3 protein-coding genes are annotated in these 2235 nt (G+C 71.7%); 2 read left to right on the top strand and 1 reads right to left on the bottom strand.

Annotation, left to right across the window (positions count from 1 at the left end; genetic code table 11):
• Positions 1-108: 108 nt before the first annotated feature.
• Positions 109-1380: a serine/threonine protein kinase gene (locus tag BHU15_RS34635; RefSeq protein WP_069630745.1), complete on the bottom strand. Its 1272-nt coding sequence runs from the start codon at positions 1378-1380 to the stop codon at positions 109-111.
• Positions 1381-1585: 205 nt separating this feature from the next.
• Between BHU15_RS34635 and BHU15_RS38835 the strand changes: the two genes are divergently transcribed.
• Complete coding sequence (locus BHU15_RS38835) at positions 1586-1843, top strand: DUF8836 family protein (RefSeq protein WP_078494403.1); 258 nt, start codon at positions 1586-1588, stop codon at positions 1841-1843.
• A 188-nt stretch (positions 1844-2031) separates the two neighbouring features.
• Positions 2032-2235, top strand: a 204-nt coding sequence (locus BHU15_RS40955; RefSeq protein ID WP_031232164.1) for a hypothetical protein, incomplete at its 3' end; no start/stop codon positions are given.

The following is a 2235-nucleotide window of genomic DNA, read 5'->3' as shown; positions in this document are numbered from 1 at the left end:
GAGTACGGCCGGGCCATCCACAACGCCGATCCTCCGCCTTGCGAGCGCACGCACCAGACGCCGTGAGCCCCGCCCTACGGGCGGACGACGCTACTTTGCGGACACGCCCTAGAGCTGCTGCGCCGCCGCGATCCCCAGCGCGACGATCAGCGTCACCACGACGAAGACGATCAGCCGCTGGCGCAGCAGCCGGGGATTGGCGGGCCTGCGTCCGCCACGTCCCCCCGACGTCGTACGCGCCCCGGGCCTGGTGCCCTGGCGGCCACCGGTACGCGAGCCGCCGCGTGACGAGCCCTCACGGCCCTCACGACCTTCACGGGGTCTCGGCGGACGCCCGCCACCCGTACGCGGCGCCGAACCTCGCGACCCGTGCCCCCGGGAGTCGGGCCCGCCCGCCGTACGCCCCTGCGTGGACCGTTCGCCCCGCTCCAGGCGCTCCGTGCGCTCCGATCGCTCGGCCCGCTGCGGCATCCGCGCCGTACGCTCCGCCATCCGGCCTGTCGGCACGTCCTGCCCGCCCCGCTCCCGCTGCGCCGGCGGCCGTCCCTCCGACAGCCCCTGCGCCTCGCGCGCCGCGATCTCCTTGAGCCGCATCGACAGCTGGAGCGTGCTCGGCCGCTCCTCGGGGTCCTTCGCCAGACAGGCCCGCACCAGCGGCGCCAGCGCGTCCGGAACCCCGTACAGCTGTGCCTCCTCGTGCACCACCCGGTAGAGCATGACCTCCGAACTGCCGTGCCCGAAGGGCGAGTCGGCGGTCGCGGCGTAGGCCAGCGTCGCGCCGAGCGCGAAGACGTCGGTCGACGGGGTCACCGCCGCGCCACGTACCTGCTCGGGCGCCAGGAAGCCGGGCGACCCCACCGCCGTACCGACGTGCGTGAGCGTGCTCGCCCCGGTCGCCCAGGCGATCCCGAAGTCGATGATGCGCGGGCCCTTGGGGGAGAGCAGGATGTTCGACGGCTTCAGATCACGGTGGACGACCCCGGCCTCGTGAACCGCCAGCAGCCCCTCGGAGAGCGCGGCTCCCACGGAGGCGACCTCGGCGGCCGTCAGCGGCCCGTCCTCGGCGACCTTGTCGTGCAGGGAGGGCCCCGGTACGTACTGGGTGGCGAACCACGGCCGGTCCGCGTCGAGATCGGCGGCCACCAGCCGGGCCGTACAGCCTCCGCGGATCCGGCGGGCCGCCGAGACCTCGCGGGCGAACCGGGAACGGAACTCCTGGTCCTCGGCGAGATCGGGCCTGATCACCTTCAGCGCGACCCGCTGGCCGCGCCGGTCGGATCCCAGGTAGACGACCCCCATGCCGCCCTGCCCCAGCCGCCGGTGAATCCTGAACGAACCGACGACACGCGGGTCCTCGCGCCGGAGCCGCATCATCGCCATGTCCATCCCCGCTGCCCGGTCGTCCGTGTGACGTGGCACAGCTTACGTACCCGCGCCCCGGGGCGCTCATAGGCCGCGCCCTCCGGTACGGATCGATTGTCAGTGCCGGGTGAGAAACTTGAGGGGTGGTCAGGGGGCCGCGGATCCAAGGTCCTCAGACCCGTGCGAGATCTCAAAGGTCCGTCGCAGAAGGGGGATTGGATCAATGAAGGGTGACCGCGTGGAGATAGTGGTGGACGCGGGTGACACGACGCGTACGTACGAAGTCGTGGCAAGTCGGGCAGGCCGCCGGGTGGAGACGGCGGTGCGTCGGGGAGTGGTGGAAGTGAGTGAAGTCACCCGCAACGGTTCGGTGGTGCGTACGGCGCGCTTCATGGCCACGCGAGTGCTCGCTCTGGTCGAACAACCAGTACCCAGGGAGGACCTCTCCGAGCGTCCCCTCCGGGAAGACCCGCAGGCGTAGGACCCCCTCTCCACCCAGGGGAGTACGCGGAGGGGGTACCGGTCATCCTCCGGGAGGCCCGGCAATCGGTACGCGGGCATGACGACCCAGGCGCGGCGCTTACCTAATGTTGTTCTCAAGCGGCGGGTGCAGCACTCGTCCCCCGAGGTCAGACACTCGCCGCTGCCAGACACGACAGGAGAAGGACCATGGCCGACACGGCATCGCGAGCGATGACCCGCACGCAGGGACGCAGGGTGTTCGACGCGTTCGGCGGGCGGAACTCCGGTCCGCGCCACCCCTTGGTGGCGACAGCCATGGTCCTCCCTCTCGCGGCCCTGCTGGTCGTCGTATTCGGCGGCTGGGACGCAGTGGTCACACAAGCGTCGTCCGTGGGCGTGATGCTGGGGCGC

It is taken from the genome of Streptomyces niveus (assembly GCF_001723055.1).
Classification (GTDB): domain Bacteria; phylum Actinomycetota; class Actinomycetes; order Streptomycetales; family Streptomycetaceae; genus Streptomyces; species Streptomyces niveus.
Note: the sequence above shows the minus strand (reverse complement) of the source record. Positions and strands in the feature narration are given on the sequence as shown.

Excerpts from the sequence above, each read along its gene's own strand:
- BHU15_RS34635 (WP_069630745.1), bottom strand. The coding sequence starts at position 1,380 with ATGGCGATGATGCGGCTCCGGCGCGAGGACCCGCGTGTCGTCGGTTCG.
- BHU15_RS38835 (WP_078494403.1), top strand. The coding sequence starts at position 1,586 with ATGAAGGGTGACCGCGTGGAGATAGTGGTGGACGCGGGTGACACGACG.